This is a genomic window from Pontixanthobacter sp. CEM42 (assembly GCF_017812015.1).
Lineage (GTDB): Bacteria > Pseudomonadota > Alphaproteobacteria > Sphingomonadales > Sphingomonadaceae > Pontixanthobacter.
Window position 1 is genome coordinate 1 of record NZ_JADQTN010000001.1, and the last position, 25,071, is coordinate 25,071.

Genomic DNA, 25,071 nt, shown 5'->3' on the forward strand with positions numbered 1-25,071 from the left:
CAGTTGTCGGTTGCGCTTAGACAATCAAGGTTGGCGAAGCCGGGACAATGGCGGTGGCCATGGCAACAGCCGAGAGAGCAATTGCGAAAGCGGCGGCGAAGAGGCGGTCAATGTTCAGGGTCATGGTGTATTCCTTTCAGTGTGTTCGTTTGCGGGACGATCCCGCTTCGTGCCCAACCTCTGCAGGAGGTGTGCCAGTTTTGAGAAATGGCTGAATTCAGGGGTTTTTGGGATTCGCCCGACCGAGACCCACCTGCGCTAATCCGAAAGGTTGGGGAATTTTCCCGATAGGTGGGATTGACGTTACAGCTTCCAGTTCATCCGCTCCTCGCTGGAAACTTATCAAAGCAGGCGGACCACTCACAGATTGGCTGGTAAAGGCAATCTACTTCCGTAACTGGGGTGGGAAGCGGACAGTCTTGCGATCCCAAAAGAACCGCATACCGGTATAGCCACCTTCGCATTGACCGTTGCCGCGTTCGTCGCATAGAAAAGGCGCGGGGCCTGGGGGATCTAACATGACAATTGAGACGACGTCAGGCGCGCGAACGGCAATCGAGAATACACGTTTCTTCGTAAAAATGGCCGCGATCATGACTGCGGTCGTCGTATTGGGTTTCGTCATCAACTTGTTGATGGGCCGATCTAGCTTTGATGCTCCATGGCAATACCATTTACACGGTGTGCTTTTTATGAGCTGGCTGGGGTTCTATCTTGTGCAACACATCACTGCTGCACGCGGCAATTTCGTTTTACACGCCCAGCTTGGCAAGGCGGCTTATCTCTTCATTCCGGCTATGGTCGGTGCTGGCCTGCTGATAATGGTCACGGTTGCGCGAAGAAATGGAGGTCCGTTTTTCTTCAATGTCAGCGAATTCCTGATAAGCAATTCGGCATTGCTACTGTGCTTTGGGGTGCTGTCCATATGGGCGTTGCGTGTCCAACGAAATATCGGGTGGCACAGAAGGTTGATGCTCTGCGCGATGGCCATCCTGACCGGTCCGGGTCTTGGTCGCCTGATACCTGCACCGATTCTGATCCCTTATGCCTGGTTCATCATAACCGCGGTGACCTGGGTATTTCCCTTGATCGGAATGGTCGTCGACAAGAGGGCGCGCGGGAAGGTCCATCCCGCCTACTACTGGGGATTGGGCCTGTATGTCGGGGCCTTCGCGGTCTCATTAGCAATCGCCTACTCGCCGATTGGCATGGGAATCACCGAGTGGGTTATAGAAGGCAGCAATGGCGCCAATCGCCCTATCGAAGCCTTCTTGCCACCGGGCTTTTCAATGTGATTGTTTTTGAGACAGCAGCCTCTGGGATGCGAAGATCCAAAGTCTTTTTGTCTGTAGTTGGGTCGTTGCCCGTCAGGCCGCTCTTAGCGCTAAGCTACACCTAACAGCCAGTCAGCTGCCAGAACGCGCTACATGGCCTCACAGTGGCTGCTCATGGGGGTGGAAGCGGATGCTTCCATTGAGCGCGTGCTGGCCGCAAACTGAAGCGGCACCCGCACGGCCAAGGGCCATTCAGCCGCGATCAGATGGGCATCGGTCGCGTCTCTTACACAGGTGTTACGACATATCCGTGGTCTAACGCGCCCCATTCACACTCGACTGTCTCAAGCGATCGCCAGAAGCCAAGGGGCAGGAAAAAATCCCTAGGGTCAGTTGCTATCCCATCGACCGTATTCGGCCGGATATCAGGTGGCCCAAACAAACTTTGCAGTAAATCATCCGGTGGTAGATCCGCGGGCGCAAGCCAAGTTGGCTTTCCGTTGTGAAACCAAATGCGCACGTCGTCAGCCTTCTTGTTGACCAGAAGATACCAAAGAGGGGCATTGCCGGGCCCGTCTGACCAGCCCGCGGCTCCTGCAAGCACCTCTATCTCTTTCCATGCTTTCTTGACGTCGGAAGGCGGAGTGGTAGGATTAGGGCTTGAACCGATGGCCAACCCGTTATTGAGCCGGTAGATCTGGTACTTTAGCGGCACAAAGACTTTGAAAAGTCCGACCCGGCATCCGTGAGCAAGAACCTGCGTCAGCAATTCACCCCATTCAGAAGAGTCATTAAGCTTGTTTAACTCTGCTGCACCTGCAGAAAGGCGCTGCTCTGAAGTTAAGAACTTTGTCCTTGCGGCGCTTAGGGTTCGTTCCAGAATTTCGCATCTGTCGTTTATATTTTGTGCGAGTTCTGATTCTGCTGCATCAAACGGTTTCACGCCTGTCCAATTCTCGTCTCCCAATTCTCCGTCGATGGAGAGCTTTACAGTCGATGTGATCAAGTCCAGCCCGCTTTCGACAGAAGCTTTCGTAATTTCGGAAATTGACTCTCCAACTCCGGCAAAGGCAATCGACAGTCCAGCGCTTAAAAAATCAAAGAGAAAATCAAGAAAACCAAACGTTTGTTTCGGCGGGTCTTCTCCCTCAAGCACAACGTTCTTAACTTCAATCAAACTGGCAGTATTATAAGAATGTGCTCCCTTCACTGCACCCTTGGCCATGCCGATAACGCTATGAACGGTATGAACTGAGGCCAATTCCGTTCTTAGCGTGCTGACAACAGCTTTGATGTCTTTCAAGGAAAATTGTGAAGTAAGCTCTTGCCAAGTTGCGCTCGTGGATTGCGTGTTAGCGTTAAGATGACCCGACGCAGAATCGCCAGTTTTACCTTTGATGGTGTAGTACTTGCGAAAATCATAATCCGGAGCATCATAACACTTGCCAACAGCTTTGTTGAGTATGTCGTAGATTTCTTTTTGTGGGCCCACAAAGGGGGTGAACCCTTCTTGTGGGTTTGATACGATCTTCAACCAAATTGAATCGTCTGCTGCCAAAGCCGAAACGCTTCCGGCTGAAGACCGCTCAAGATCAGTTGCGAAGTAACTGGTGCGTCCTTGATAATCCAGCCCGACAATCCCGGTACCAACCAAGGGTGCAGTGTCTATGATCGCTCCAGGCCACGTTTCAGTATTGGGGAGGATCTGCCAGAATTGATTGTCCGATAGATTTACCAACACCTCGCCAGAAGCTGATGTGCCGAATTGCACATTGTCCTTTCCCGTGATGGAGATTTGCTGAAGGTTCCCGTATATCCTTTCCCACTGCGCCTCAGGCTTGGATCGAAACTGGTACATGTTGCCGGATATGTCAGCGCCCATGAGCAAGCTACCGTCCTGATTGCAGCCTATGGTTATGACTGGACCGCCAAGCAAATCGCTCCATTGCTTGCCGTCCCATTTGCGTAAGGTGTTGTTGTTATCAATCGCATAGGCTCCAAAGACACCGCCAAGCAGAAAGGGAGCCAGAGATTTTGCTTCCCCGGGTATAAGAGAATACGTTCCGTTTGCGATGTGGATCTGGTAAATGGCGGATTGATGTATGCCCCAAATTCTCCCGCTGGTTGAATTATAGTATATTTGATCAAGCTTCAGATCGCACAGCTCTGTCCAATCGGCTCCGGTTGATTGTGAGTGATAATAGACCCCGCCATTTTGGTCTGCGCCGTAGACCCAACTACCTACCGCGTCGGCGGTGGTGATCGACACAAATTTCCGTTTTGTATTGATAGGACCAAAACGCTCCCATTGCCCTGGAAGTACAGTGGTTGGGCTTATACTCATGTTCCTGCTCCATTCTGGCCGGCCAAATTTGTCCGGATTTTGCATCAACCTCTCGGCAATCTCACTCTCATTTGTCGGGTCAATATTGTACAATCTGGACAAGTTGACATCGAAATACTCTTTTCCGCACATCGCCTGATGGAAAATCTCGTTCATCGCTTGAGAAAATCAGACATGCCATGATGGTGTATGTCTGCTATCTCCCTTCCTTGAAGACGCTCCGTGTTTGCTGTTCGAATGAGGAGCCGGCATTTTTCATCGTATTGAACTGTTCCTGTTGATGCTTCTCAGCCTGTGTTTGCGGCCGGCATCAAACAATACTGCATCGGAAGGATACGTGATTCTGGCGAACGACACCGCAGTAGGAAAACCCTAACCATAATGGCGGCGTAGTGTAATCGATTGTGAAACGCATTAATTCCAAGTGCAGGATAGCAAGAAGTAGTGGGCATCGCTGCCCGAGTTTTCCGTCCGCAATTGGGTCGTTAGCAGACTGTCTGCAATTGGTAGCGCATCGCTGAAAGCAGACTTTCTGCCAACGACCCAATTACGGACATTCAGTTATTGTCTGGACTTAGTGTGGGTTTGGCCGTGTTCTCCGAGGCCAAAGCAATCAACGCTTAAGACGGTAGATTGCTCATCTATCTCGGGAAATAGATGAGCACTTGAGACCAAAAAAGGCCGTACCTCACAAATGAGGTACGGCCAAGGTTACACCACGGTACTGGGCCGCATTGGTGCGTTCATTTGAGTGCGAGCCAATCGGGCATGTCGCAGGGATCAAGGACAACAGCCTGCACGCCGACAGGCGTTAGACCAACAGTCCGGCCAGCAGACCAAAGATTGACGCTATAATCATGGCGCTCAGAGACATCCATTTGTCCGCTTTTGCGGCATCACGAATGACTAGGAAATAGGCGGCGAGCCACGGCACCAGCGCAGCTGTGACTGCGATTCCAGCGATTTGCCCAACTTGGAAACCCTCATCAAATGGAGAGGCAATCGGCGAGATGTCAATCGAAGCAGCTTGAACAAATGCAACCAGCGCAGCGATCACGCTGCCAGCAGTTGTCATCGCTGCGACCTTTCCGTGTTCCACATGCTCACTAGACTTTGGCACTGTTGGTTCCTCTTATGTGTCAGGATGTTTGAGTTGGACACGGTCTGATCGCCTTGCCTTTCCAGACAATCAGACCGTGCGTAGAGAGTTTCTTGGTCAGAACCCGAATGAGATCGACGCGCGGATACCGGTGCTGCGGAAGTTGTCAGCGCCGATCCCATCGTGGAACGCGCCCAAGCTAGCTCTGAAGCCGCGTCCAGATAGCGCGTCGAGGCCGCCTTCGATTCGAGCTCTTAGCCCGTCATCAAGCACATTGTTGATGTTTGTACCGAAGGTGTAGATGCCTTCGACCTCACCAAAGGGCCGAAGTGTCCATCCACTATCGAGTTCAATAATGTGATGCACACGCGGACGGAAGCTGATGTCGCCTTGGCCCACCGATTGTTCGGGAATGAGGACATTCAGACTATCGGTATAAGCCAGTTGCTTCTCGTCGAGATACCGGATCGTGACCTCTGGCCGGATCTGCGTGTCCCTGCCTAACTCGAACTGCCCAACAAGTGACCCACTATAATAACTGCGGCTTGTATCGAATTCATCGATATAGGTCCCCAATGGCGATACACGGTTGTTGGATTTGCCCCAACCGGCACGCACTTCCGCGAACAACTCGGGTGCTAGACGGACCATGGCATAGGGCCCGACCAGCCAGCCACTACCTTCCGCTTCACCAGCCTCCAGATCATCACGATCATTGAAGTCGTCAAACTCTGCCAGGGCGCCGAGCAAGAGATTGTTGCCAATCCGGTAGTCGGCACCAACGTGGAATATCCGGAAATTGGCGCGCTGATTGCCAAGCCTTGCCTTTGTAAAGAAGGCCTCGCCCCAGATATCGAACGGAGCGCCTGCTCGATCCTGTGCGCCTGTTGCTGCCCTTGCCTGCGATAGGCTGGTCGAGGCACTGGCCTGTCCGCTACTAAGCGACATCGCAAATGGCAAAGCGCCCGAACCGGGGATTGGAACACCATAGGCGGTGGCCGTCCCCGGTTGCGCCTTGGCTCCGTCGAGCCGGTCCAGCCTGCGTTGCAGATCAGGCTGGTGCGACATGATTAGCGCATTACGCCCGGTCAGGAAGTCGGCAATTGCCGTGCTTGCCGCTTCGCGCGAATTGACCGATGTGAACGTGCACACCAAATCTTCGCTGGGCGACAGTTCAAGGGCAATTGACCGCGCAGACAGGTTTGCGACAGAATCGGCATCGTTGCACGAAATGTCAGTCACCGCATAACCTGATGCGGCTAGGTCGTTTACCGAGACCGTATAGGAGCCGGCCGTCACGCTGCTTGCGCTGATTTGGCCTGCGCCATTCGCAGTATTCACAACGCCGTTCAACGCCGGGATTGATGATGTGAATGTGACCGGTGTGTCGCCGCCGATAACGCGCTGTACAATCGTTACCGTCCCCACAGCGCGAACGCTGATGGTAACGGTATCGGCCACCGAGTCTGCCTGACCGTCGCTCACGATGAGGCTAAAGACCAAATCCTCATTGCCATTGACCAGGGGGGCAACAAATGTTGGGGAGGCGCCGCTCCCACCGGTCAATGACACTGGCGTACCTGATATCTGGGTCCAAGTGTAAGTAAGAGTATCGTTTTCAGGATCGCTCGAAGCAGAACCATCCAACGTAACCGTCTGTCCGCTATCAATCGGGCCTTGATCAACGCCAGCATCCGCAATTGGAGGCGAGTTGGCAAGAATGGTGATCTGGACGTCGTCTTGCTGCGGACTGGGCGGCGCAAGTCGACTGCCTGGAGCACCCGATGCATTGTCGTCGACTGTTAGACGGAATGTCAGTATCTGATCGCTCGTGCTTCCGGCGGGCACCAGGAAAGTCGGATTTACGATATTCGAGTTGCTGAGAGTGACCGCAGGCCCGCCCGTCTGCACCCAACTATAGTTGATCGGATCGCCATCGGGATCGCTGGACCCGCTGCCATCAAGGGTAACGGTGGAATTGCCCGTCAATGTCTGATCTGGCCCGGCATCGGCCAGCGGCAGGTTGTTCGGCGGTATCGTGATTTGCACGGTCGCAAAGTCAGATTCGTCGAACACGTCAGTCACGCGAACCTCAAATTCGAGCACCTGCGAACTCGTGCTGCGCGGTGGCGCGGTAAATGTCGGGTTGGTTGTGTTGGCACCTGTCAGCACAACGCTTGGCCCGGAAAGTTGCGTCCAGCCATAGATCAACGCATCGCCTTCAGGATCGCTGGAGCCAGTGGCGTCAAGCGTTACCGTCGAACCGCCAGCAACAGTCTGTGGCTGGCCTGCATCGGCGTTGGGGTCTTGATTGCGGTCAACTTCAATATTGACCGTATCTACAACAGTGACCGTGCCATCATTCACCTGCAGCTCGAAAGTGAGGTTTTGAAGACTGTTTGTCCGTGGTGGAGCCGTAAAGGTCGGAGTGAGAGTCGTATCATTGTTGATCGTGACGCTTGGACCAGCGGTCTGCACCCACTGGAATGTCAACGGATCATTGTCAGCATCGGTTGCTGTGCCGGTAAGCGAGACTGCAGATCCACCTGACACCGTTTGAGCCGGACCAGCATCGACAACAGGCACTGCGTTGGGGGGCGTCAGAGTGATGCGGACCGTATCACTGGCGGTTTCTAGCGCAGCATCAGTCACGTCCACCCGAAATTCGAAAGTGGTCGGACTAGTCAAAGCGGGAAATGCGATCGACGCATTCGCCTGATTGGCACTATTGATCGTAGCTTGAGGGCCAGCGATCTGAGTCCAAGCAAATGTTAGTGCATCGTTGTCTGCATCGCTTGAGCCGCTGGCATCTACTGGCAGAACGATCCCCGTCGAAGTAACCGGGTTGAGCGTCTGATCGGGACCTGCATTTGCAACAGGGGCCGTGTTTTGCGCAATGTCACGACAAGTCCCTCCTGCTGCGATCAGATCTGAACGTGAGATCTGTTCCGAAGCCAGCACCGCGCCAAGGTTGGAAGTGCTAGATAGCTGTGTCGTCTCCCATACTGATGCAAAGTAGTTGTCCCTGCCATTCGATGCAGGAATCCCGAAAGTAAATTGCTGGGTCGTGGCTGTCGCTCCAACCGCTATAGTGTCTGTCGCTAGACTTCCTTGGATTGGTGCGTTGCTGTCGCGCAGTCCAACTACGTAGGCATCAACATTTGAGGCGTCGTTGATCGTACCTGTGACATTTGCGCGAACCCTTACGGCGCAAAGTCCAGTTACGGAGAAAACCGAGTCAATGGTGATCGAACTAGCCGTGGCCGCTTGAGCAGGCGCGCCGGCGATAGACGCTCCAACGACTGCACAGATGGCCATTGCTGATGTACGCAACAGCGGTGTTTTGAACGAATGACGCATTTCGAGACTCCCCGTGTGTGAAACTTCGGGAATCCGATTGCGCGGATTGGGCGGTTCAATCTAACCACAATGCTGGGTTAGTCGTCGCAGATTGCACCACATGTCTGGTGCAACGCCGCAATTGGTTCATCGGGGCGAAAGCTAGAGCTTCAATTGGCCCGTTTTCAGCGCCTCATAAACGGCCTCGCTGCGCGAATGGACCGCCAGCTTGCCGTAGATCGATTTAACGTAATTGTTGATCGTCAACGGGGCGATGCCCATCGCGCTGGCCGCTTCTTTATAAGTTAACCCGCGCGCGAACAGGTTGAGCAGCTCAACCTCGCGCTCCTTTAGCTCTGCATCTTCACCAGTTTCAGCAGCATCAACCAGCACGTCCTCGTTGCGTAGGCGCTCCAAGAGATAGACTGCAGCAGTCGCGCTGACTGGTGAACCACCGGCCAATGTAACGTCCATACCATCAGTAATTTCATCGACGCTGCTGTCTTTCAGCAAATACCCGTCAGCGCCTGCACGGATAGCGTTTACAACAGTTTGCCTGTCGCCGAAGGATGTGATGATCAGCACTTTGGAATCCAGCGCTTCCTTAATTTCGGGCACTAGATCGAGCCCGCTACCGTCCGGCAACCCGATATCGACCAAGAACAGATCAGGCTTGAGTTTGAGCAAGTTGCGCGCGTCAGCCACAGAGGATGCAACTCCAGCAAGATCCAAGTTCACGACATTGGTTACGATCGTGATGAAGTGATCCAGCAGGTTGGGATCATCTTCAACAATCGCTACGCGCCTTGTCGGCTCGACACTATCAGTCATTCTGGTTCATCCAACAGCAATATTCCGAACGTGTCAGACCATCCAGTGCTGTCACGCTAGCCAGAAATGTGGGTCCGAGGTGTAGGGATAGTCTCATTATTGCTCGACCAACGTCAGCACGACGGCGATGCCTGGCCTAGCCGGTTCGATATCAATTTCAGCACCGATTGCAGCCGCGCGAACGCGCATATTTTTCAAACCTCTCCCGGCGCTCTGCGCTTCGCCAGAGTCCATTTCGATGCCCTTACCGTTGTCGGCCACGACAATCCGTGTTGATGCCGGATCTGAAGGTTCCGACTCGATAGTCACAGAGATAGCATCCCCGCCCGAATGTTTGAGCGCATTGGTGAGCGCCTCTTGCAAAATACGGAAAACCTGCAGAACCTCTCGCGGACTATAGTCCGGCAAATGCACCGTCGGTTCCTTGGTCCAGGAAACGCTGAATCCAGCCTCCTGTGCACGAGGAACAATACGCTTCTTGTAGATCGCCAATGCTGAACGAAGCGATTCTCCGACCGAATCCATAGAATCGATCATGAGACGCATTTCATCAATTACTGACTGCAAACCATCAGCGTAGTCTGAATGCTTACCATTGCCGCGCTTGGCCATCATCATCATAGACATCAGGTGGCTACCAAGCCCATCATGCATATCGCGCATGATCCGTTGTCGTTCTTCATCCAATGCTTGCTGGCGAACCAACCGCTTCTCCCTGCCATGCGCGACTGCCAATTCGCCGGTCCGCTCGTCCAGCTGAGATTGCAGCAGCGAATTTATCTGAGAAGAGGATCGGAAGAGGGTTACCCGACGGGCAAAGAAAGCGATTGCTATGCCGATGATCAAGAACGGTGTTGTGCGATTAGTATACCCCATGTTGAGCGCCTGCGTCATTTCGGTAATCGCTTGAAGCGCCAAGAGTGAGACCAGCAGCAATGCAATTGCTGCTTCCCAATAGCGGTCTTCCTTTAAATCCCGAAAGCTCCATACAAGGCGAATGGCCGTGGCGATGGCGAAGGCGATCCCGCAATAAAAAACGATCTCTCCAGCTTGGTCATAACCCGCACCATATGGAAGAAAATACAAGCAATAGAGTGTGCCCGCCAACGCAATGGTGCCAGCTATAGCTGCAGCAGGCAGAGACCATCGATAGTAATCACGCGACCAAGAATCTGCCCATCCGAACCAGGCGAACTGGCTGAACAAACTTATACTGAAGAAATAGGCGATCCTAGCCTGCCCGTCGAAAGGAGGATCGGACCAGATGTAGTAATGTGACGTCGCAACGAAGGAAGTGGCCAAAACAAATAGCCATAGTGCGCCGCCTTCCCGGCCCGAGATCAGAAAGAATATGAGCGAGAATAGGGCCACCATCGCAATCGCAGCGATGAGCAAATAGGAATAACCATTGGAAAGAAACTCAGTCCGCTCCATGTTGCTCTTGATATGGAAATACTCGCCCAAGATCGGTTTGAAATAGTCGAAATAGGGTATCCCATCACGGACCATGATAAAGGTAACCTGATTGCGTCCCCGACTGACAACATCGCTTGGGATATGATATGTCTTGCGAAATAGGCTGTCATAAGTGTGATCAGGCGATTCCATTCGCCCTGAACCGGCAACAAATGTCCCATTTACGTAAATCTGTAAGTTGTCGGCACGGACATGCCCATCAATACCGAGACCGCTTTCTGGCACCGTATCGAGGTCAAACTGGTAGCGAAACGCCCGATATCCACGCTCACAACAATGCCACGCGGGCATTTCCTCAATCGATTCAAATTTGGCTTGCTCAACAGACGCATAGGTTGGCGCTTCGAGACCAGTTTCTTCGTATGAATATCCGTCAATTGTCTCGAATTCAGGGTTTGGCGTGCCGATCACCGCAGGCTTAACCAAAATCCAAAACACCAATTGTACGAGCAAAACAGCAAGCGAGAGCCGCGCAAGATGCGGGATCCTGTACCAGCCACTGAAGAACTTGATCTTGCTCATCGCCCCTCGAACTGCCCGAATCATAAAGCGCCCTTAGCACCGGAATTATGTAGACCACACTTATGGTCCCAACTTGCGCCCGTAACACCACATTTATGGTGCTACCGAGGGAAATCCCGAGGTGTGCGATCAGCCATCACGAACCCATCCGCCCATACTTATGGGATTACCCTGATCGGCATCCCGCGCAAAGAGAGGCTGCGAGAAAAACCTCGCCAGAATTTTTGAGGGAACATTAAAGCAATGCAAAAAATAGCAATTCCATTGGCCGCCTTGATCGGCTTGAGCGCATGCAGCGGAGCACCAGCTGACGATGAAATTCTGCCAGGCAATTGGAAAATGTCAGCCGGCATGACCAATTTTGAGATACCTGGCGCCACCGAAGAGCAAGCTGCAATGTTCAAAGACATGGCCGGCGATATGATGTCACAAGAGCAATGCGTGTCGGCTAACGAGCGCAAATTCGATCCGGCGCAACTGGCTGATGCGTTCAAACAAGGCGGAGATTGCACTATCGGCGAATTCGATCTCGCTGACGGACAAATTCTTGGCAATATGAGTTGCAAAACACCGGATGGTACAAGTTCTGATGTCGCTATCACCGGCACTCTTCAACCTGACAATTTCTCCATGAGCGTAACGACGGAGATGGAGCAGGCTGCACTTCCGGGTGGTAAAGCGAATGTCACTATTGAAGTGAAAGGCGAGCGCCTCGGCGATTGCTAATTCACACTAACACTCATTGCAGGCGGGCAAGACGCGACGCGAACGGTCATTGGCCGGGACGATGCAATTTGCTCGCCTGTTATGCGTTGGCATTACAAGGCTGTGCCGCCCCGGTCCTTGATCGGGTGCCTGTCCGGGTGGGCGGGGAAAAAATTATGACGCCTGCGCCGGCGTCGGCCGGATCACTTCTCTCCTGAATTCTGAGGCCAAGCGCAAAGTCTATGCCAAGCCAAAGCTAAGTGCGGCTATCACTGGTTATGTAGCTCCAGGCGATTTTGTATGGATGTGCGAAATGGCAGGCGATCGTGCATGGGTTGGCATTCTGTATTCGCAACGCATGGATGGCCGCATTCGTTGCGAAGTTTCAAGCCCTATTGCGCTAGCCCAGAATTACAACGGACCCTGCTTCCAAGGGTGGGTGCCTGCGGAGACTGTTGTCCTCTTCGCAGGGTAAAGGAGCGACCCGAAAGGGCTATTTCGGAATATTCTCGCATGCCATGCGCTTCGCCGCGTGAGAGGAGCGCCGCACACTTCCACCATCCTTGATCATCGTGAAATCGTAGAGATAGCACTTCCCAGATGTAGGATCTTCAACAGCGATCGCCGCGTCGCGAACTTGCCCGATCACACGGCCAAACTCGTTGCGTTTAGGTGCCCACCCACTGCGGATATGGATTTTGCGAATGGTGTAGGGGATACCGCTCGTCCCCCACGCACTACGAAACATATCCTCGATCTGACGGCTCTTCTGGATAGCCGCAGGCATTCTAACAGATCGCGCTTTTGCTAACTCCTCGGTATCTTTACGTTTCGTGGCGTTTGCCCGTGATCCACCATATTTGGCCATCACAGCATCAACTTTGGCTTTGGCTGCCGCGTATTGCTGATTCTCAGGAAACAGATTGACCGCGCCATAGAGCATGACTTCGAGAACCAGCAGATCGTTATAGGTACGGTCTCCCGCACCATTTCCGCGATTGCCCTCCGCAAATGTTATTTGACGGTCAATCCAACGTTCTGTTGTCCGATTATCGTAGTGCAGCTTCATAACGTTTTGAAAGCTATCAAGCCGATCTTGTCGCAACGGGTTAAAGCGCCCGTCGATTGCCGCATCAACATAGCTACGGTATTCGGCAGCCGCTTCATCGACTTGCGGATTGTCTGCAGGCGAAGTCCAGTTGAAACTGAAATCATTGAGCAGGACATTCTGCGTCGCATACAATTCTCGTTCTAGCTCCGCATTTGCTTCTCGTTCTTGCCTTGTTTCAGGCACTGTTGAACCAATGGGTGTCGTTCTTTCAGCGGACGGCAGGCGAACTTTAGGCTTCTTGATTTTCGGGAGCTTCGGGAATCCTTGAAGAGCTACAGATCCTACTTTTATGTCAGTGGCGCCAACTTCAGAACTGATTGCGCCAATTGGCAGCACTGCTCCCGATAACGTGGCGAGTGCGATGGCTTTCATTCGCATGGTGAGACTCCTCAAGCGTCAATTGCCAGAGCAGACTAGGTACCGCTCGCCTCATCGCGACCCAGAGATATGGTGCGCTATCGCCAGATCATTGCCGTATTGGCTCCTCTTGTTTGCCTCTTGATAGCCAGCACCCCTAGAAACTTGAATCGGCGCCCGAGAGTTCAAGCCCTCCACACAATCGTGAACGTCTGCTTTCCACCCCAATTGCGGACATTCATTGAACGACGAGACGCAAATAGGGGCCTCCCACTTGCAGATTTGGGGAAAGTCCCACACCGTATGACAGCAAGGGGGAAGCTAATGCGGAAAGTCTTGAAGCGGGTTGGGATAGCGCTTGGCGTGCTTACGATCGGCGCTCTGATGTATTTTTACCCCCTCATGAAGCAGTTCATCCGGTTTAATCCGATGGTCACCGCAGCGGCATCTAGCGAGCCCGCCGACAAGGCCGAAGCGCAACAACAAGATTTCGAATACCTCGCCCAAATCCTCGATTACGACCGGAGCTTCGCGCCGCCTGCTAGGGTGACATTCACCCAAAGACTAGAAACGTTGCGGCAAGAATCGTCTGCTCTTAGTGACGCACAGTTCTTCATGGCGACGCATGAGTTGATGGCCATCGCGGACAATGCCCATACCAGTTCCGACACTGTTTCAGCCTTCCGGCAATTCAACCGTTCTGGCTTGGATTTCTATAACTTCGCGGACGGCATGTACGTTGTCCGTGCTCACCGTTCGCATGAGGGCCTGCTTGGACGGAAACTGGTATCGATCGATGGCAACGATACAGAAAGCGTGCTTGCTAGCCTCGCGAAGTATAGCGGTGGACCTATAGCTCGGCGCAACCTCATTTCGTTGTATTTCGTGCGGTCGCCCGATTTGCTCCACGCTGCCGAATTGGCAAGCTCACCGACCTCGGTGACATATGTACTTGAAGGTCCAAACGGTCAGCAAAGCGAGCACATGCTCGAAGCGCTTCCGTCAGCGGCCGAGACAGAGTTTGCTTATCGACATCCTTATCATACGCTTCGTCCTGATCCGTTGACCGATGAGGATGGTGACTGGGTCCGCGTTCTAGGCGGTGAAGAAACGCCCGTGCCGATCACCTTTAGAGATGACGGCGACCTGGTATTGTCTACTCCGCTTGGAGATGGGCGGTATATCCGTGTGAATTACCTGCAGGAGTATCCGGACCAGCCCGTCGAAACTGAGCTGTTAGAAGCGCTCCAAGAAGTTCCTAATGGCGGATTTCCTTTCATTGTTGTCGATTTGCGCTGGAATCCGGGTGGCGATCTTGGCCACGCAATTCCCTTTGCGAAACGCATTGGCGAAACGGTTGCCGCAAATGGTAAAGTCTATGTGATAACTGGCCCACAAACGTTTTCAGCTGCAATTGTGACTGCGGCGCTGATCAAACAATATGCGCCGCAGCAAACGATGATCATTGGGGAGCCTATGGGTGATCGCCCGCAATTCTGGGCAGAACGCGGCCAGCCATTTATCCTGCCAAATTCCGGCTATTATATCGGTTACGCCACGGGATTTCACGACTGGGAGCGACCATGTGGAAGCGAGATCGAATATTGCTTCCCCCCTGCCCAACGAGAGGCTGCCGAAATTGAGAGCTTGAGTCTGGACCAGCTAATCCAACCAACGTTTGCCGACTATGCGACCGGTAATGACCTAGTGCTGGATTGGGTTTTGGCACGGCATTGATTGGCGTAGCCCCAAACCCAACTACATTAGATTCTCGAACCAAGATTGAGAGGATGTCGACGTCCGCTTCCACCCCCAAATTCCGGTCAAAAGCGTAGGTCAAGAATTGGGCCGTAAGCGGAATGTCCGCTCTCAGCGATTGAACGTCGGCTCCGGCCTTCCGCTAAGGCCAAGTTTCCTGATAACCCGCCGTTTCGGTCGTAGTTCGGTCCGGCGTCGTATCGTCGGTTGCCCATCAGAAGTCGCTTGCGCCCTACCATCCAAATTTTTTTGAGCCGTTTTCGCTTCGCTTTGCGCCTTCTTACTTGAGGGACCGTTTTTCACGGGCCTGCAAGCTGGAGAATGACGGATGCTGGATCGTGCACTTTGGATCAAACAAACGGGGGCTTACCGGAACGCGCTGAAACTTAGCACAGCTGCGGCGGCGCTCGGGACTGCGCTGGTGTTTGGATCAAGCGCGGCGCACGCGCAGCAGGTCGTTCCTGGCAATAGCCCAGAATGCCCTATCGTTGTGATCGATGGCGAGCAGGTTGCTATCTGCGAAGGCGATCTTTCGGACGGCGTGACGGCATCTCCTGGCTCTCCTGATTACGATGAGATCATTATCCGCGATACGACTGTGCCGATTGCCCCTCCGGGATATTTCGGCGTCGGATTGGTTGCCGATGATCGTGATCTCGATATCCGCATCGAGGAAGGCGTCGTCATCAATGTGTTCGACGATCCGAACATTGGCGGTGTTGCGCAGGGTATCATCGCGATTGCGCAGAATGGCTTCAATATTAACCTTGAAACGGCAGCCGATATCACCGCCGATGGGAATGGCTCCTTTGCGCTCGGGATTGAGGCTGTCTCTCAGGACGCGGGCGGAGAAGTCCTGGTTATCAATCGCGGCGACGTCGACGCTTTCACGACAGGCGACAGTGCGATTGCCGTACAAGCGCGTGGTGACACATTCGCCGCAGTTTCCAATCCGGGCGGCAATCTGACCGCACAATCCAATGGCACCGGCGAGCGCAGTACAGTCACGGCAGGCATTCTTGCGGTTGCCAACAATGGCACTTTCAGAATCCTGAACGATCTTGGCGATATCTCGGTCGAAACGGGTGCAGGCACATTCGATACGGATTTCAACGGAATCGCCGGAGCATTGGTCGGAAATGCGTTTAATTCCAGAGGCGGATCTTCCGTCTCGAACACCGGCAATCTCACGGCGGTTGGTCCCCAGACACACGGCATTGTCGGCTTTGTTCAATCGATTGACGCGAGTTTGCCTGCCCAGCTCAATATCACCACTGGTAGCGCCAGCGCTGACGAAACCTCCATTTCGACCAATGGCATCGGCAGCTTCGGCATTTTGGCGCAGGGTGCTGGGGAAAATGTCATCATCGATGTCCTTAGCAACAGCGCCATCGACATGACTGCAGTGGGCGGAACCTCGACAGGTATCTTTGCGCTCAATCAAGCCGAGGAAGGCAGCCTCACTGTCACCAACCGTGGCACAATCACTGGCCGAGGCGACACGATGCGAGGGCTCGGCGCGACGACATTCGGCGCGCCTGTGGACGGCGACTATGTGTTCGACATCACCAATGAGGGCGACATCACGCTCGATACCCCGAACGGCTTTGGCATCACCGCCTTCGCTACGCGCGATGATGATGTTGAGGCGGTGATCAACAATTCGGGCAATATCGACCTCAGCAGCACAACCAATCCCGGCTCCATCGGCATCAGCGCCAGCTTTGGCAACGCAGACCCCAATGCCGACCCAATGGCCGACGGTGACAGCAGCGTGGCAATCACCAATAGCGGCGATATCACCATGGGCGCGGGCGTTGCGATCTTTGCGGCGGCGGACGACGTCATGCTGACGAACACCGGCACGATCACGGTTACACCGGATGGTAGCGACGCGGTCTTAGTTGGCAGCACCGGAAGCGCGCAGACCGTTGATCTTGCGTTTAGCGGTGGAGACATACTTTCAGAAAGTACCATGCCAATTGTTGGTGGCTATGCTGTGCGTATCGCGGATGCAACCGAAGGATCCGATTACTCCGTGAGCCTCGACGACATGACGGTTCTTGGCTCGCTTGGGGTGGTCTCTTTTGGCGATTTGCAGGACAATACGGACATCTCGCTTACGGCAACCAATCTAATCTCGCGCGTTGCGGGCGACGGAACTCCCGCCATTCTCGTCTCGCAATTCGGTGATCAAAGTGTGGCCGAATTCAGTTTCGACCGCGTTTCAATTGAAGACGGTGGAGGCGCATTTAATGCTAACATTGATCTCGCCGAAATTGGCGAAGGAAGCGCACTGGCCTTCAACATAAGTAATTCGGCGCTCTTTAGCGGCGGCGGAGACGATGTTGCTTCTTTGATGATTGGTGGGCTTGGAGGCGCGAATTCGGCGTTAAACGTCAATATCCTGAATACGGGTTTCGGGTTTAGCGACGGGACATCACTGGAGATCGCCAAGTTTGCACAGGAAAGCTCTACAGCAGTCCTGACCATTGGCGGGGATTCGCTCTTCGACACCCGGCGCGATGATTCCAGCGGCATTGCGGTCGGAACCGCTGATTTGGGCCCAATCGACAACTTCTCAACAACGATATCGATAAAGGACTCTCGGGTTTTCGCGATTGGCGAACGAACCACTGGCATCTTTGTCGACAGCAAGATGAATGGAGTCTCAAATTCGGACTTCGGCATCCTCATCAGTGGGGTCGAGATCAACACTGGCCCGCTCGCCTTAGATGGGGACGGCGAAAGCTCCCACGGAATCGAGATCATCGGGGCGCAGAATGTCACGTTGGGTGATCGTGACAATTTCGCGGCAGGCGGGGCGTTTTCGACCGTTGTCATAGATGCGACCAAAGACATTATCGCCGCTGGCCTAAATTCCGATGCTATCCGCATAACCAATCAGGACCAAACTGCCGTCCGCGTTGCCGAGGGCGCAACCGTCTCCAGCGGCACAGGCGCTGGCGTGGCGATTAACCTGCTCGAAGCGTCCAACAATGCCGGACTGCTCGACGCGATCACCGATGAGGCGACAGTCACCAAGGCGCGGCTGGCGGACCGGGCAATGAACCTTATCACAACCTACATCAACAGCTCTGGCACGCAGACCACGTCAGCGGTTGGTGGCGGTCAGGCGGGTGCCGATCCGTTCGCTGTCGACGCGTTCGATTTCACGCCTTTCAACCAATTGATGGAAATCGACAACGCGACCGTGGAATCCGTGAACGGGGCCGGCGCGATTGTCAGCGCTTCGCCGCTAGCGCTTGGCACCTCCAATGGAGCTATTGTGCGCACAGGCAGCGATGGTGCAGCGGTGATTTCAGCAGGCGAAGCCATCGCGCTGGTCGGCAGCGACACGAGCTTCAGCAGCATGGGCAACAATGCCCCGCTATTCAGCGTGACCGAAGTGAACGCAGGCGATGGCACCGGGTTCTATGCCGATTTGACCGATATCATCGCGATGACCAGCGGCACGGGCAGTGATGCGATTGCGATGGGTGGCGGTGTCGCGAACAGCGTCGGCGTGCTGTTCTTGCGCGCAACCGATCTCGCCAATCCGAGCGTCGTTTCAACCACCGGCGACGGATCGAGCGCGGTCAGCTTCGATGCTCCAGGCGCCTCGACATTCGCGGGCGCGATCAGCCGCAGCGAGATTTCGACCACAGGTGCGGCTGCGGCGGCGATCCTGCTGAATATGGACAGTACCAGCTCAACAAGTCTGGAGCTGCTCGACACGTTGGTCAGTACCACAGGCAATGGTAGCGATGTGGTGCGGCTAAACGTGGGTGGCACCAGCGACTACACTTTCATCGTCGCTGACTCCGAATTGACCAGCGAAGGCGATGACAGCGTGCTTTTCCGCATAAACGGACGAGACGACACCATGGTTGGTACTGTTGTGATGATCGGAGGCACGCTGGCTAGCCAGGGTGACAGTTCAGGAGGGATTCTGATCGAGAATGATCAGGCCACCGGTCAATCGGCAAACACCTTCTTCTTCGGCGAGAGCAGCATCACAACCGAGGGCGACAACGCTGGCGGCTTCGTCTTCGAACGGATTGCAGGCAGCGCAGACGGAGGCGGATTTAGTCTCGGGTCATTTACGCTGGACGCCGTTGCTATTGCGACAGGCGGCGCGAACAGCGATGCTTTTTTCGGCGGTTCGCTGCTGAGTGGCAGCGTCATAACTACAAATATTACGAACAGCAGTTTTGCGACGGGCGGAGATAACAGCCGCGCCTATTTCGCCGAAGCGCTGGGTGGCGGAAACGCAACTTCGCTGGTGATCTCTTCGAGTGATTTCAGCACCGAGGGCGCAAACAGCACGGCGGTCACCTTTAACGAAGGCAGCGTTTTCAGCGACATCGGTCCGGCGGCATCATCGGTTTCCGCCTTCGATATCGATGGGAGCACGATCAGTACGCTAGGCGACAACAGCCGTGGGATCGATGTTGCGACGCTGGCTGGCGATCGTTCGACGACCGTCATTTCGATGAGCGAGAACACGGTCACAACAGCTGGCGCGAATAGCGATGCCATCAGCATCGGAACGCAGGCAGCTATTGGCCGCGATGGCGCATCGCACACGGTTTCGATGGATTTCCTGACCCTGGAAACAGCAGGCGATGACAGTCGCGGTATCTATTTCGGTTCGCTTGTGAACGGCCTTATCGGTGTCGATGCGTTCAATGGCGGTGTGACCGATGCAACGATCTTTACTGCTGACAATGTGATTGCGACCTCTGGCGCGCGTTCGCACGGGATGGAATATGCCACCATTGCCGGCGATCTCGAGGACGGTATCGTCGACATCGTGGCCGGCAACAGCACAATCCAAACGCGGGGCGATAATGCTATCGGGATGTTGTTTGGCGGTGTTGAGGGCAGTTTTATCGACAATGATGCGACCGCAGGGCGCCCTCAGCTCAGCATCACTTGGGCGCCGCTCTCGCTCGGCACCGAAGGTACTGGATCGCACGGTATTCAGATCGGCGATCTGCCCGCTTTCGATGTCGCGGATAACGCCTCTATCACTCTCACACTGCTCACCCGCAGCATCACCACCACAGGCGATGGCGCACACGGAATTGTGATCGGCAGCGGCTGGGGCGATGCGGACTCAGATACCAACTTTCTTGATCCGGGCTCGAACCGTTTCACCTCCGTGTCTGTCGATGGCGCGATCGACGTTTCTGGCGCTGGATCTCACGGCATTGTTTCGGACAGCCTGATAAACGATTTCAGCATTGCCGAAACCGGCAGCATCACATCCGCTGATGGCTTTGCGATGAACTTCGCGGAAGTCGATGACGGGCAAACCGCCGTCAACCTTGGCGAGATCGACGGCGATGTGATCTTTGGCGGCGGCGACGACGTGTTCGATAGCTCCGGCACTTTCACCGGCAATATCGACATGGGCGCTGGCGCGAACAGTATCTTCATCCGCACAGGAGGTCTGTTCAACTCGCTGGACACAATCCTGCTCGGCGCGGGCAATGCGATCACTATAGAGGGCGATCTGGCACCGGGCGAGGTCGGGCCGTTCCAAACCACCGCAATCGGCAGTGACCTGTTCTTCGAGTCGGATTCACGCTTCCTGATCGATATCGACGGGATGACTGCCGATATGGGCGCACCGGGCTTCTTCGTCTCTGACCGAGTGACGGTTGATGGCAATATCACGATTGACGATGCGACTTTGGTGATCTCTTCGCTGACCGCTGAAGGCGATTTCGACCGTTCGGCGCAGTTCCTGATCCTCGATGCGGCAGGCACGCTGACCGGCGAATTCGGCACTATTGATGCAGACTTGCCGTTCCTTGATCTGTCCGTGACCTATGAAGGCAGCCGCGCGATCCTCAATGCCGGGCGCCAAGGCCCGGTCGTACCGTTCGCCTCGCTTGGCCTCACGCCGAACCAGCGTGCTGTTGGCGCAAGTTTTGACGCGTTGGAGATGACCGCGACGGGTGATCTGGACGATGTGATCGAGCAACTGATTTTCGCCAGCATCGATCAGGCATTGACCGCTTTCGACACGGCTTCCGGCGAAATCTACGCCTCGCTACTCGCACAGGCTGGGAATGACGGTCTGCGCCGCTCGCGCGAAACGCTTGCACGCGCTCGCAGCGCCGCCAATAGCGGCTGGGGCATCTGGGGCGGGCTCGCTGTCTCCGATGGTTCAACCGATGGCGACGGTAACGGTGCGGCGGTAAGTCAGGACGATTTCGGGTTCGACTTCGGAATTGACTATGTCGGAGAGGATAACACATGGGCTGCCGGCCTTTCGACCGGCTGGCGCGATGGCAATCTGGATGTACCGGACCGGCTTAGCATGGCGGAATATAGCACGTGGTACCTAGCAGGCCACGCCCGTTACGGCAGCGGAGGGCAGGGTGTTACCGTCACCGCAGGCTTCGATTTCGCTGAAACCGATGCGGACGTGATCCGCACTCTGACTGTCAATGCGCTCACCCGCACTGTGCTAGGCAATGCTGATATCGACACGTTCTCGCTCGCAGGGGAAGCGCGCTATGGCGTTGCGGTGAGCGATGATTGGGCTGTCGGTCCAATTGCGTCGGTAATTCACGCAAATAGCGATCTTGCTTTGGACAACGAGACCAATGCAGGCAGCGTGGCTTTGACTTCTGCGCAAGCTTCCGATGGACAGACGCGTTTCGGTGCCGGCCTGTTTGCCAATTTCCAAAGCGATAAAGCAGTGTTCGACCTGTCTGGCCAGTATGTTGAAGCCTCTTCAAACTCGGTCGGTGCAAGGCTTGCTTTTGCCGATGGCGGAAATGCACCTTTCACCGTCCTCGCCCCCGTGACTGACGGATCGGGTGTGCTGACATCCGCATCCGCGCAGATTGATCTTGGGTCTGGACTAACGCTGGGTGCACAGGCTGATGCGCTGTTCGGCGGCGATGTTGAGGAAGTGAATGGTTCGGTAGTCCTAGGCTGGCGCTTCTGAAGTCGCGGCATTCCATACGGAGCGCTAGATGAAAGACCCTCTGAAACCGTACGCCGAACGCGAGGTGCTACAAATTCTCGAGGAAGCATTGGAGCAACCTGAAGCCGACCGTGCACGTTGGCTCACGCAGAAGCTAAAGGAACGTGAGCTGATCGGGCAACGGGTCGAGGATTTGCTCAGCTTTGCCGAGCAGAAGTTGCTTTAGGCATTTCCAACTCTTTCGTCGTGCTTGGAGAAACAACCAGGCTGTGGCTATTCTGTGGGCAGCAATCGATTCGGGGGGCATTTGGATTACAGCGCGCTCATGGCTGAATGGCAGTCCGGCAATGCCACTGCCGGGGATTCAGTAATTCGTGATATTCATCGCGAATTGGTAGCCATTGCCGCTGCCAAATTGTCGCAGGAATCGCGCTCTTCACTGTCCACGGGTGATCTGATTAACGAAGCGATGATCAGGCTGTCCCGCCTCAAGCAGATGGAATTCAACAGCCGCGCACACATACTGGCGCTTGCATCGCGCATTATGCGGCAAATCCTGGTTGACCAAGCCCGCCGCCGCAATGCTGACAAACGCTATCACACGCAAGTCACGTTGCAGACCAATATTGCCGAATGGCAGATGCCGGTCGAATTGCTTGCGCTGGATATGCATCTAGAGGAGCTGCGAGCAATCGATCCGCAGCGTGCCGATATTGTCGAAATGCGGTTCTTTGGTGGAATGTCGCTAACCGATATCTCGACCGTGCTGGATATCTCTGTGGCTACGGTAAAACGGCGCTGGCAGGCCTCGCGTATTTGGCTGCATGACAGGCTAAGCAACTGACATGGATCGGCCTGATCCTGATATTGAACGCGAGGCATTGGCGGTGGTAGAGGACGCATTGGACCACCCGCCCGCCGAACGCGGCGACTATGTGCGTCAACACCAAACACTAAGCGCTTCTGTAAAAGAACGCGCTATCCAACTATTGGCTAAAGAATCTTCAGGCGTTGGCGGTTTGATGACCGGTGGTGCTGGGCAGTGCGAGGACGAGGATGACGACCCCGATCGTATTGGCGGTTACCGTGTGCTGCGCCTGATAGGCCGGGGCGGTATGGGCAATGTCTATCTCGCCGAACGTGCAACGGACGATTTCGATCTTGTCGTTGCGATAAAGCTGATCAAACGGCGATTGATTACCGACGAGATGCTTGAGCGTTTCCGGCGCGAACGACAGATATTGGCCGATCTCAACCATCCCAACATCGCGCGGCTTTTTGATGGCGGTGAGACCGAGGATGGTGTCCCCTACTTCGTGATGGAGTTTGTCGACGGAGCACCGCTTGATGGCTGGCTCAAATATACGAGCCCGTCTCTAGAAGACAGATTATCGGTATTTGAGCGCATTTGCAGGGCAGTTGAAGCGGCGCATCAGCGCTTGGTAATTCACCGCGATTTGACTCCGCCCAATATCCTTATTGCTGATGGCAGGACCGTAAAATTGATCGACTTCGGTATTGCGCGGCCGGACGATGGCGTTGAAATTTCATCGACGGGATCGGCGTGGACTCCGGGTTTCGCAGCTCCCGAGCAGAAGGATGGTGGAGAAGCGACAACTCTGTCCGATGTTTACGGGTTAGGTAAGCTCCTCAGCCTGCTGATCGGCGAGGACGCTCCTGATGAGTTGACTGCCATCGCGCAAAAGGCCGCCTCGAACGACGTCCAGGCGCGCTATTCTTCTGTTTCGGCGCTGGTCGAAGATATGCGAAACTACAAAGACTTGCGTCCAATATCGGCGGTCGCGGCTGGTCCGACTTATGTCGCACGGAAGTTTGTTCAACGACAACGGTTGGCCACAGCGGCGGCCACGGTAGTGGTCACTGCGACTCTCGCAACGCTAGTCTTCGTAACGCAAGCCTATCGGCAGACCGAGCTCGCACGCGCCGACGCCGAGGCAAATCTGGCGGATACACGCGCGCTCGCTGGCACAATGATGTTTGATGTCTTTGACGAAGTTAGCAATCGGCCCGGCAATTCGCAGGCCCGATTGATGCTGGCCAAAAATGCACAAAGCCATCTCGAAGCACTGGCTGCCGATCCCGATGCATCATATGAGTCACGCCTAGCCGCAGGCCAGGGCTTCTATCGGCTTGCGGCCGCAACCGGTACGCTTGGAACCAGCAATCTCGGCGAAATGACCGAGGGCTTAGCGCTGTATGAGCAATCCGCAGAGATACTAGAAGGCCTTTATCGTGAGCAACCAGTTGATCAAGTAAGGCTCTCTCTGGCGCGCACCCATGTCAGTCTCGCGAGGGACAAGCTGCTCGGTTACATTGAATTCAAAGAGTCGCGGGCGCATGCCCAACGTGCACGCTCGCTATTAGAAGAGATCGAAACGCCCTCTTCAGAAGCGCTCGCGGAACTTGCACGCGCTTATCGCTATCTGGGTGACGTGCTGGCTTGCTGCTTGGGCCAAATCGAACAGGGGTATGAGGCCGCTTTAGAAGGTGTTGCCAAGGTCGAAGCCGCGACGATAGCGCAACGGAACGCCCCGGCTGTCCGCAGGGCACTCAATGACCTGCGTAATATCGGTGCCGGGTTCGCCATCGTTTTCGACGGGGATGCCGCGGCGATTACCCCCTTCAGGGATGTGCTTCGCGCTCAGCGCGAATTGGCGAATGAAACAAATCTACCCGAAGATCACCGGCTTGAAGCGACCATTGCAATGAATCTGGCTCGAACGCTCCTCAGGATGGGAAGGTCGAGAGAGGCGGAAGAGGTAATTGTGCCAACATATCGGCATGCTGTTTCAGCCTATCGAACCGATCCTGACGATAACGATCTCCAACGCCGTTTGGCCGCGATCAGTATCGCGAGGGGGCAAACGATCGCTCATAGTGGTCGGCGCGAACAAGCGGAGGCATATATCGAGGAAGGCCTGAGGTTGGTGCGAGCAAGCGAACAAATTACAAGCCCGCGTACCCGGCCATCACTCTACTTCGCGAATCGCCTGCAGGAAGCCTCGGAAGCCTACTGGGCAAACGACCAAATTGGTGAGGCATGCGCGTTGATAGACCAGTCCATTGCCCTCCTCCGCCGATATGCCGATCAATACGAGCTGCCAATGACCTCGCTGCGCTATCGTGTCGCGCCGATGGAAGATCGGCTCAGGAACTGTAACTGAAATGTTCAAACGGCTGCTTCTCAGCAGCCGATTTGAAGACTTTAACGTCCAATATTGGGGCGCAAAGCAGACACCAGTGGAAAGGCACGTCCTAGTTTCGACCGCAGTTTAATGGGTGCTG

Annotated in this window: 14 protein-coding genes; 7 read left to right on the forward strand and 7 right to left on the reverse strand. The window is 54.8% G+C overall.

Features of this window, described 5'->3' with window-relative positions; translation table 11 throughout:
• Positions 1-16: 16 nt before the first annotated feature.
• The gene (locus J9777_RS00005; RefSeq protein ID WP_209346776.1) at positions 17-124 is read right to left on the reverse strand and encodes an enoyl-CoA hydratase; all 108 of its coding nucleotides are present in this window, start codon (positions 122-124) and stop codon (positions 17-19) included.
• Positions 125-518: 394 nt separating this feature from the next.
• Here J9777_RS00005 and J9777_RS00010 point away from each other — a divergent pair, with 394 nt between their 5' ends.
• On the forward strand, positions 519-1,295 hold the full coding sequence (locus tag J9777_RS00010; RefSeq protein WP_245228449.1) for a hypothetical protein: 777 nt from the start codon (positions 519-521) through the stop codon (positions 1,293-1,295).
• Positions 1,296-1,560: 265 nt separating this feature from the next.
• On the opposite strand, the gene J9777_RS00015 is transcribed toward J9777_RS00010, so the two are convergent.
• The 5 genes from J9777_RS00015 to J9777_RS00035 form a co-directional block, all read right to left on the reverse strand.
• The gene (locus J9777_RS00015; protein ID WP_209346777.1) at positions 1,561-3,774 is read right to left on the reverse strand and encodes a hypothetical protein; all 2,214 of its coding nucleotides are present in this window, start codon (positions 3,772-3,774) and stop codon (positions 1,561-1,563) included.
• A 655-nt stretch (positions 3,775-4,429) separates the two neighbouring features.
• Complete coding sequence (locus J9777_RS00020; protein WP_209346778.1) at positions 4,430-4,738, reverse strand: hypothetical protein; 309 nt, start codon at positions 4,736-4,738, stop codon at positions 4,430-4,432.
• A gap of 96 nt (positions 4,739-4,834) precedes the next feature.
• On the reverse strand, positions 4,835-8,077 hold the full coding sequence (locus J9777_RS00025; RefSeq protein ID WP_209346779.1) for a PKD domain-containing protein: 3,243 nt from the start codon (positions 8,075-8,077) through the stop codon (positions 4,835-4,837).
• 141 nt (positions 8,078-8,218) lie between these two features.
• Entirely contained in the window at positions 8,219-8,887 is a 669-nt protein-coding gene (locus J9777_RS00030) for a response regulator transcription factor (RefSeq protein ID WP_209346780.1), read from the reverse strand.
• Between the two features lie 96 nt (positions 8,888-8,983).
• Positions 8,984-10,885: an ATP-binding protein gene (locus J9777_RS00035; RefSeq protein ID WP_209346781.1), complete on the reverse strand. Its 1,902-nt coding sequence runs from the start codon at positions 10,883-10,885 to the stop codon at positions 8,984-8,986.
• A 243-nt stretch (positions 10,886-11,128) separates the two neighbouring features.
• Here J9777_RS00035 and J9777_RS00040 point away from each other — a divergent pair, with 243 nt between their 5' ends.
• Complete coding sequence (locus J9777_RS00040; RefSeq protein WP_209346782.1) at positions 11,129-11,611, forward strand: DUF3617 domain-containing protein; 483 nt, start codon at positions 11,129-11,131, stop codon at positions 11,609-11,611.
• 472 nt (positions 11,612-12,083) lie between these two features.
• On the opposite strand, the gene J9777_RS00045 is transcribed toward J9777_RS00040, so the two are convergent.
• On the reverse strand, positions 12,084-13,073 hold the full coding sequence (locus J9777_RS00045; protein WP_209346783.1) for a hypothetical protein: 990 nt from the start codon (positions 13,071-13,073) through the stop codon (positions 12,084-12,086).
• 309 nt (positions 13,074-13,382) lie between these two features.
• Here J9777_RS00045 and J9777_RS00050 point away from each other — a divergent pair, with 309 nt between their 5' ends.
• The 5 genes from J9777_RS00050 to J9777_RS00070 all read left to right on the forward strand — a co-directional run bounded on the left by J9777_RS00050 (position 13,383) and on the right by J9777_RS00070 (position 24,950).
• Positions 13,383-14,795, forward strand: coding sequence for a hypothetical protein (locus J9777_RS00050; protein ID WP_209346784.1), 1,413 nt, complete (start codon positions 13,383-13,385; stop codon positions 14,793-14,795).
• Positions 14,796-15,144: 349 nt separating this feature from the next.
• Entirely contained in the window at positions 15,145-21,786 is a 6,642-nt protein-coding gene (locus J9777_RS00055; protein ID WP_209346785.1) for an autotransporter outer membrane beta-barrel domain-containing protein, read from the forward strand.
• A gap of 28 nt (positions 21,787-21,814) precedes the next feature.
• The gene (locus J9777_RS00060) at positions 21,815-21,991 is read left to right on the forward strand and encodes a hypothetical protein (RefSeq protein WP_209346786.1); all 177 of its coding nucleotides are present in this window, start codon (positions 21,815-21,817) and stop codon (positions 21,989-21,991) included.
• Between the two features lie 99 nt (positions 21,992-22,090).
• Complete coding sequence (locus tag J9777_RS00065; RefSeq protein ID WP_209346787.1) at positions 22,091-22,609, forward strand: ECF-type sigma factor; 519 nt, start codon at positions 22,091-22,093, stop codon at positions 22,607-22,609.
• A 1-nt stretch (position 22,610) separates the two neighbouring features.
• Positions 22,611-24,950 carry a serine/threonine-protein kinase gene (locus J9777_RS00070; protein WP_209346788.1) on the forward strand — a complete coding sequence of 780 codons (2,340 nt, stop codon included), beginning with the start codon at positions 22,611-22,613 and terminating at the stop codon, positions 24,948-24,950.
• The last annotated feature ends 121 nt before the right edge of the window (positions 24,951-25,071 follow it).

What these genes read in the sequence shown, in the direction of transcription:
- J9777_RS00040 (WP_209346782.1), top strand. Translation starts at nt 11,129, where the DNA reads ATGCAAAAAATAGCAATTCCATTGGCCGCCTTGATCGGCTTGAGCGCA.
- J9777_RS00015 (WP_209346777.1), bottom strand. Translation starts at nt 3,774, where the DNA reads ATGAACGAGATTTTCCATCAGGCGATGTGCGGAAAAGAGTATTTCGAT.
- J9777_RS00035 (WP_209346781.1), bottom strand. Translation starts at nt 10,885, where the DNA reads ATGAGCAAGATCAAGTTCTTCAGTGGCTGGTACAGGATCCCGCATCTT.
- J9777_RS00060 (WP_209346786.1), top strand. Translation starts at nt 21,815, where the DNA reads ATGAAAGACCCTCTGAAACCGTACGCCGAACGCGAGGTGCTACAAATT.
- J9777_RS00030 (WP_209346780.1), bottom strand. Translation starts at nt 8,887, where the DNA reads ATGACTGATAGTGTCGAGCCGACAAGGCGCGTAGCGATTGTTGAAGAT.
- J9777_RS00050 (WP_209346784.1), top strand. Translation starts at nt 13,383, where the DNA reads ATGCGGAAAGTCTTGAAGCGGGTTGGGATAGCGCTTGGCGTGCTTACG.
- J9777_RS00045 (WP_209346783.1), bottom strand. Translation starts at nt 13,073, where the DNA reads ATGAAAGCCATCGCACTCGCCACGTTATCGGGAGCAGTGCTGCCAATT.
- J9777_RS00070 (WP_209346788.1), top strand. Translation starts at nt 22,611, where the DNA reads ATGGATCGGCCTGATCCTGATATTGAACGCGAGGCATTGGCGGTGGTA.
- J9777_RS00010 (WP_245228449.1), top strand. Translation starts at nt 519, where the DNA reads ATGACAATTGAGACGACGTCAGGCGCGCGAACGGCAATCGAGAATACA.
- J9777_RS00055 (WP_209346785.1), top strand. Translation starts at nt 15,145, where the DNA reads ATGCTGGATCGTGCACTTTGGATCAAACAAACGGGGGCTTACCGGAAC.
- J9777_RS00065 (WP_209346787.1), top strand. Translation starts at nt 22,091, where the DNA reads ATGGCTGAATGGCAGTCCGGCAATGCCACTGCCGGGGATTCAGTAATT.
- J9777_RS00005 (WP_209346776.1), bottom strand. Translation starts at nt 124, where the DNA reads ATGACCCTGAACATTGACCGCCTCTTCGCCGCCGCTTTCGCAATTGCT.
- J9777_RS00025 (WP_209346779.1), bottom strand. Translation starts at nt 8,077, where the DNA reads ATGCGTCATTCGTTCAAAACACCGCTGTTGCGTACATCAGCAATGGCC.